Origin of the sequence: Anaerococcus sp. NML200537, assembly GCF_026131715.1 — a bacterium.
Taxonomy (GTDB): domain Bacteria; phylum Bacillota; class Clostridia; order Tissierellales; family Peptoniphilaceae; genus Anaerococcus; species Anaerococcus kampingae.
The window spans coordinates 1-6,279 of sequence record NZ_JAMXSL010000063.1 but is presented as its reverse complement, the minus strand read 5'-3'; the positions used below and the strand labels follow the sequence as shown (position 1 = coordinate 6,279).

4 protein-coding genes, 18 tRNA genes and 1 rRNA gene are annotated in these 6,279 nt (G+C 39.6%); all 23 read left to right on the top strand.

Features of this window, described 5'->3' with window-relative positions; all coding sequences use genetic code 11:
• Positions 1–9: 9 nt before the first annotated feature.
• Positions 10–126 (top strand): 5S ribosomal RNA (rrf, locus tag NH288_RS11140).
• 102 nt (positions 127–228) lie between these two features.
• Positions 229–303: transfer RNA gene (locus NH288_RS11135), tRNA-Asn, on the top strand.
• Between the two features lie 48 nt (positions 304–351).
• Positions 352–440 (top strand) — tRNA-Leu (locus NH288_RS11130).
• A gap of 75 nt (positions 441–515) precedes the next feature.
• A tRNA-Met gene (locus NH288_RS11125) sits at positions 516–592 on the top strand.
• A 147-nt stretch (positions 593–739) separates the two neighbouring features.
• Positions 740–814: transfer RNA gene (locus NH288_RS11120), tRNA-Glu, on the top strand.
• 139 nt (positions 815–953) lie between these two features.
• Positions 954–1,029, top strand: a tRNA-Val gene (locus NH288_RS11115).
• A gap of 56 nt (positions 1,030–1,085) precedes the next feature.
• Positions 1,086–1,162 (top strand) — tRNA-Asp (locus tag NH288_RS11110).
• Positions 1,163–1,188: 26 nt separating this feature from the next.
• Positions 1,189–1,264 (top strand) — tRNA-Thr (locus NH288_RS11105).
• 30 nt (positions 1,265–1,294) lie between these two features.
• A tRNA-Tyr gene (locus NH288_RS11100) sits at positions 1,295–1,380 on the top strand.
• Positions 1,381–1,385: 5 nt separating this feature from the next.
• Positions 1,386–1,459, top strand: a tRNA-Gly gene (locus tag NH288_RS11095).
• Between the two features lie 56 nt (positions 1,460–1,515).
• Positions 1,516–1,592: transfer RNA gene (locus NH288_RS11090), tRNA-Arg, on the top strand.
• A gap of 80 nt (positions 1,593–1,672) precedes the next feature.
• Positions 1,673–1,748 (top strand) — tRNA-Gln (locus NH288_RS11085).
• Between the two features lie 3 nt (positions 1,749–1,751).
• Positions 1,752–1,827: transfer RNA gene (locus NH288_RS11080), tRNA-Lys, on the top strand.
• Between the two features lie 145 nt (positions 1,828–1,972).
• Positions 1,973–2,063 (top strand) — tRNA-Ser (locus NH288_RS11075).
• Positions 2,064–2,157 (top strand) — tRNA-Ser (locus tag NH288_RS11070).
• 5 nt (positions 2,158–2,162) lie between these two features.
• Positions 2,163–2,238: transfer RNA gene (locus NH288_RS11065), tRNA-Phe, on the top strand.
• A gap of 92 nt (positions 2,239–2,330) precedes the next feature.
• Positions 2,331–2,406, top strand: a tRNA-Trp gene (locus NH288_RS11060).
• 151 nt (positions 2,407–2,557) lie between these two features.
• Positions 2,558–2,634, top strand: a tRNA-Ile gene (locus NH288_RS11055).
• A 26-nt stretch (positions 2,635–2,660) separates the two neighbouring features.
• Positions 2,661–2,737 (top strand) — tRNA-Ile (locus NH288_RS11050).
• A gap of 421 nt (positions 2,738–3,158) precedes the next feature.
• Positions 3,159–3,470, top strand: a complete 312-nt coding sequence (locus NH288_RS11045; protein WP_265215350.1) for a hypothetical protein — start codon at positions 3,159–3,161, stop codon at positions 3,468–3,470.
• A gap of 234 nt (positions 3,471–3,704) precedes the next feature.
• Positions 3,705–4,217, top strand: a complete 513-nt coding sequence (locus tag NH288_RS11040) for a nitroreductase family protein (RefSeq protein WP_265215348.1) — start codon at positions 3,705–3,707, stop codon at positions 4,215–4,217.
• Positions 4,218–4,302: 85 nt separating this feature from the next.
• The gene (locus NH288_RS11035; RefSeq protein WP_265215346.1) at positions 4,303–5,028 is read left to right on the top strand and encodes a hypothetical protein; all 726 of its coding nucleotides are present in this window, start codon (positions 4,303–4,305) and stop codon (positions 5,026–5,028) included.
• 175 nt (positions 5,029–5,203) lie between these two features.
• Positions 5,204–5,998 carry an alpha/beta hydrolase gene (locus tag NH288_RS11030; protein ID WP_265215345.1) on the top strand — a complete coding sequence of 265 codons (795 nt, stop codon included), beginning with the start codon at positions 5,204–5,206 and terminating at the stop codon, positions 5,996–5,998.
• The last annotated feature ends 281 nt before the right edge of the window (positions 5,999–6,279 follow it).

Here is a 6,279-nt window from a genome sequence, read left to right as displayed (position 1 = left end):
TTCAAAAAATATGGTGATGATTGCATGAGAGATACACCTGTTCCCATACCGAACACAGAAGTTAAGCCTCATAACGCCGATGGTACTGCCTGGGCAACTGGGTGGTAGAGTAGGAAGTCGCCAAACAGTTTAATACAACTAGCCTATTTGGCTAGTTTGTACTAACTGTAAATTTCATAATAAGTATTGACAAAATCAAAAAAACATGCTATTATATTATCATGTCATGCTTAGGTAGCTCAATGGTGGAGCACCCGGCTGTTAACCGGTAGGTTGTGGGTTCGAGTCCCACCCTGAGCGCCAACAAACTTTTATTAGTTTGAAGCCGAAGCCGCTTTTAACTTAATATGTGCCGGGGTGGCGGAACTGGCAGACGCACAGGACTTAAAATCCTGCGGTGGTTAAACACCGTATCGGTTCGATTCCGATTCTCGGCACCAATAGCTTAGAGAAGCTAAAAGTTAAATAAATGTATAGTTGCAAGCAATTAGATTACCATATCTAATGCGAATTATCGCGGGATAGAGCAGTCTGGTAGCTCGTCGGGCTCATAACCCGGAGGTCGTAGGTTCAAATCCTGCTCCCGCAACCAATACATAAAAAAGATGAATGAGGCCCCATGGTCAAGCGGTTCGAAGCCCCTAACCCCAATTGTGAAACAATTGGCTGGTAGGTCTGGTTACCGCTCGTATAGTGTGAACAAAATAGAATTAAATACTTGAATTAATGTTTAAATTAAGGCCCCATGGTCAAGCGGTTAAGACACCACCCTTTCACGGTGGTATCCCGGGTTCGAATCCCGGTGGGGTCACCAACAAGCCTGCCCGGCTCATAGAGGGCCCGTGCGGAGCACCTCGCAGCGAAGCGAGAGAGCTAGTGTGCGGATAAAGGTATTCTAAAAATTTGGGATACCGCAGGACGAAGTCCGAGGACTTACAAAATGTTCTGTTTTTGGAAGTATAGCTCAGTTGGGAGAGCATCTGCCTTACAAGCAGGGGGTCACAGGTTCGAGCCCTGTTACTTCCACCAAAAGCAATTAAATATTGCTCATTACATTTTGTTATCTTATAATAAAATGTTGATGAGGCCTGGTAGTTCAGCTGGTTAGAATGCCGCCCTGTCACGGCGGAGGTCGTGGGTTCGAATCCCATCCAGGTCGCCATTTGGATTGCAGTAGTGATCCAATGTGCTGATGTAGCTCAATTGGCAGAGCAATTGATTTGTAATCAATAGGTTGTAGGTTCAAGTCCTATCATCAGCTCCAGTAAGTTTTATCTTAAAATATAATAATTGTGGGGATGTTCCAGAGTTGGCCAAATGGGACGGACTGTAAATCCGTTAGCTTAGCTTTCAGTGGTTCGAATCCGCTCATCCCCACCAACCTTGCGGGTGTAGCTCAGTGGTAGAGCCCCAGCCTTCCAAGCTGGTTGCGAGGGTTCGATTCCCTTCACCCGCTCCACTAAAAGATAAATAAATCTAATAGCGGCAACTACTAATGCCATGCAGGATGATTATGCGCCTTTAGCTCAGCTGGATAGAGCAACGGACTTCTAATCCGTGTGTCCCAGGTTCGAATCCTGGAAGGCGCGCCAAATCTTACTAATGTAAGAAATTATAAAAAAAACTTGCAAAAACGTCAAAGATGTGTTATACTATATTAGTACGTGACTGTTGGGATATAGCCAAGTCGGTAAGGCACCAGACTTTGACTCTGGTATGCGTAGGTTCGAGTCCTGCTATCCCAGCCATATGATCCATTAGCTCAGCCGGTAGAGCACCTGACTTTTAATCAGGGTGTCCGGAGTTCGAATCTCCGATGGGTCACCAATAACTTCCACCTAGCTCACTTTACATAGGTGAGCAGGAGAGAAGTAGGCTTAAGGCCAACTCGTTGATTTTTATCAACGATTTAATTTTATATCCCTAAAGGATATTAGAGGCAAGCCATTTGAATACTTTTATTATAAAATAAGGAGAGGTACCGAAGCGGTCATAACGGGGCGGTCTTGAAAACCGTTAGAGTCTTTCGGCTCACAAGGGTTCGAATCCCTTCCTCTCCGCCAGGAGAAGTACTCAAGTGGCTAAAGAGGCTCCCCTGCTAAGGGAGTAGATCCTTTCAAAAGGGATGCGAGGGTTCAAATCCCTCCTTCTCCGCCAAATATGCCCAGATAGCTCAGTCGGTAGAGCAGGGGACTGAAAATCCCCGTGTCGGTGGTTCGATTCCGCCTCTGGGCACCAAATAAGCTAATATGACTAAATCCTAAGTCATGGGGCTTATGAAAGCCCAAGGCTTTATTTTTTAGAAGTTTTAGCTTTTAATGAAAGGATTTAGGGGAGTAGTTCAGCTGGCAGAACGTCGGTCTCCAAAACCGGATGTCGCGGGTTCAAATCCTGTCTCCCCTGCCAAAAGCAAGCCCGTCCGGCTCGATGAGGACAGCCCGTCCGGCTCATAGAGGACCCTCCATGCGAAGTCCTAACACCATTTCTGAAGGAAATGGATTGTAGGTCTGGTGCAGAGGCAGAATGGTCGAGCGAAGCGAGAAATCTTTATATTTGTGGACCTGTAGCTCAGGTGGTTAGAGCGCACGCCTGATAAGCGTGAGGTCGGTAGTTCGAGTCTACTCAGGTCCACCATAAATTTCATAGGATACCAGTTATATGGGGCTTTAGCTCAGTCGGTTAGAGCGCCCGGCTCATAACCGGTAGGTCCAGGGTTCGAGTCCCTGAAGCCCCACCAAGTACTTCTGAGATGGAGTGCTTTTTTTATGCGCAGAACAGGTTATGAGTAAATTCATAACAGTTTTTCGGACTCACTCCGTTCGTCTCGAAAATGCACCGTACTACGTCCGCTGCACCCAAGCGTGGGACTAGGTCACAGGTCGAATCTATGAAGCTCCACCAAGCATTTCTAAAGAAGTGCTTATTTTTTTTGAGAAATATGGGAGCGGACCTACCGGTAGTTAGCCCGTCCGGCTAGTAGAGGACAGCCCGTACGGTTCATTGAGGGCCACTCCGCAAATCTATAATATAGTTCTTCTTATCATTTACAGTTAGATTTCATTTATATATTTTTATATTAGCTTTTTCTGTCCATGTTTGCTAAGTATACTTGTTAACATATAATGAGTGTAAGTATCTTTGGCAGGATAGGAGGATTTATGGATAAGGATCAAATATTTAATAAGACTGATGAAGTGAGTTTTGATAAGATAAATCGAGAGGCGAATTATAAGTCTCTTCTTCTAGGATATGGTGTCTTTATGATAGTTTATGCTATTGGGTCTATATTCTATGGCCTAGATAGTGGGCTTGTTTTAGGTATTTTATTACTTACTAATGGCACAAGGGATTTTATTCTTAGTAGAAAACTTGCAAATAAGCATAGATTTGCTTGGTCGCTACTTGAACTTACCTTATCTCTTGCTATAATTATTATGTATTTTATAGAGATTTCGGGTAAGCATATATAGTTTATAGTAAAAAAGTTAATCTTAAAAAATAGACTAAGGGAAATTAGTAAGGATAGTCGACTTTGTCAAAGGATTTGGCCGATATGGTTCAGGTAAGCTGTAAAGCTATCTCATCTATTAATAGGCTTAAATTTGTACCATCAGCCAACTCGAACTTATCCTTGCCATAGTTTTAGACCTTGACATATTTTATTTTTAAGAATTTAGGGTAGATATAAATAGAAGGGAGTTTTTATGGAATTTATTGATTTAGTTAAAGAGCGTTATTCATGCAAGAATTTTGCTAATCTTGCCTTAGATAGGGATGATTTGGAGAGAGTACTTGAGGCTGGTCGCCTTGCACCAACTGCTAAAAATAACCAACCTCAAAGGATATATGTGGCAGAATCTAAAAAGGCTCTTGCTATTATAGATGAGCATACACCATGCCGTTATGGGGCACCTACAGTGCTTGTTGTTGCCTTCGATAAGGATAATATATATACATATCCTGGCGATAAGTATGATTCTGGTGTGGAAGATGCGACAATTGTGGCAACCCACATGGTCCTTGCTGCTGCTTATGAAGGGGTTGATTCTTGTTGGATTAATTTCTTTGATCCAGATGAGCTTGCAAAGGCCCTAGATTTACCAGAAAATGAGCAAATAGTCTGCCTAATAGATTTAGGCTATGCCAATGGTGATGGCAAACCACTTGCTAACCACACCAACCGCAAAGACCTATCAGAAACATTTAAATTTATTTAAGCAAGGCCCTTAAATGGGTCTTTTTAAATTTAATATAGGCTTAAAAAGAGTAAAATATTTTAATAACTTATAATGAAGGATGTATATGAAAAAAATATTTTTGTTAGGGCTTTGCCTGATATTAGTAGGATGTGCAGGCCAAGGCCAAGAAAAAGAAAATACTAAAAAACAAATAAGCCAAGCTAAATCTTTAAATGAACAAGTCTTTAACTTTCTTGATGGCAAAAACCTAAAAGATTCATTTTCAAATCCCTACGCCTATAGCTCGCTCAATTTTTATGACAAGGGCGACTTCGATGGAGATTTTCTCTCAAACTCTGACCTAGATGGTCAAGATTTTGGACTAAAGACAGAAAGTCAGGAGACCTATAATAGGTCTGAGATTCATAAGTCTATTTTTTCTGGTAAATTTAAAATAGTCGATACAATAGAAAAGGGAATCTATAAGCTGAAGTTAACCGATTTTTCAATAAATAATCAAAAGGGGCCAGATGCGGAAATCAAATACCAATCTTGGGTAGACTTTGCGAATGGCTTGGGAGTAGATGATGAATACATTCTCTACCTAAAGGGAGCCCCACTTGATGCTTATCTTTTAGAAAATAACCAGTATAAGGAAATTATGGAAGAGCTTCATGAGGAAGAAGGTCATGATGACCATGATCATAATCACCAAGATCATGATGAAGAAGACAATGATCATGATGAAGCTTTTGAGGCTTATGGGATAATCTTATACAACAAGACCCAAGGAATAATATTTACAGAACATGACAAGTGGGCCTATACACACCATCACCACCACGATTAAGGGCCTTATATTCACTTGAAATTATATCGATATATAAAACTATACATGATTAAGAAAAATCCAGCCTGGCTTAAAATAGGCTGGATTTTTTATATATAAATAACCAAGAGGACCTTTTTATTGATATATATCTATAAAATTATATAATTATAGAAATAAAAAGAAAGGAAAAGCCATGTCTAATATAAAAAGGGAAAATAATCTTGAAGAATATTACCTAGAAATGGATTATAAAAAAGAAATAAGAAGGATAAGGGTAATCTTGCCCTATTCTTACAATCAAAATAAATCTAGAAAATATCCGGTAGTCTACTTACACGATGGGCAAAATATTTTCTTTGACAATGAATCCTATTCAGGTAGATCTTGGGGACTCATAGAAACAATCAGGGACAATAAAAATCTTAAAGAATTCATAGGTGTAGCCATAGATAATAGCCCAGCAAGGATGGCAGAATATAGTCCTTGGCCCCTTGATCAAAGTCTAGCAGACTTAAAAATAGAAAGGCCAGAAGGGGATGCTTATGCAGATTTCATTTTAAATACCTTAAAGCCCTTTATAGACCAGAAATTTAGGACTAAAAAAAGTAAGAAATTTACATCAATGATTGGCTCATCAGCCGGAGCCAATATATCAGCCTTTATAGGCAAAAAATACCAAGCCAAAATAGGAAACTTAGGCATATTCTCCCTAGCAAGTTTCGCCTTTAAGGATGAATTTGAAAATTACTTTAAAGATACAAGACTAAAATCCAACCAAAAAATCTACATCAAAGTAGGCACAGAAGAGAGTGGGGAAAGAAAAATAAGCCAAGCCTATATAGATTCATCGATAAAATATTATGACCTCCTAATAAAGGCAGGGATTCCAATAGATAATATAAAATTAAGAATAATAAGCGGAGACACCCATTCTGAAGAAGATTGGGCTAAGAGCTTATTGGATTGCTTGGGTTTTGTTTTACAATAAAATTGGATGATTGTTTTACAATAAAATAATATGTTATTATTGGGGGTTTTATTATCCAAGATAATATTATTATTTAGTTTAATTCTTCGTTATTTTATCTTTTATTAAATTATGATTATTTATTATTGAATCTTCGTAATAAGGGGGAACGCTAAGGGGGTGTAGGACTCCCCAAAAGTTGTAGCTAGAAAAGAGGCTGCAATGAAAAAATATAGTTTAGAATTAAAGAAAAAAGTAATAAAAGAATACGAAGAAGGCGAAATAAGTTTAAATAAATTAGC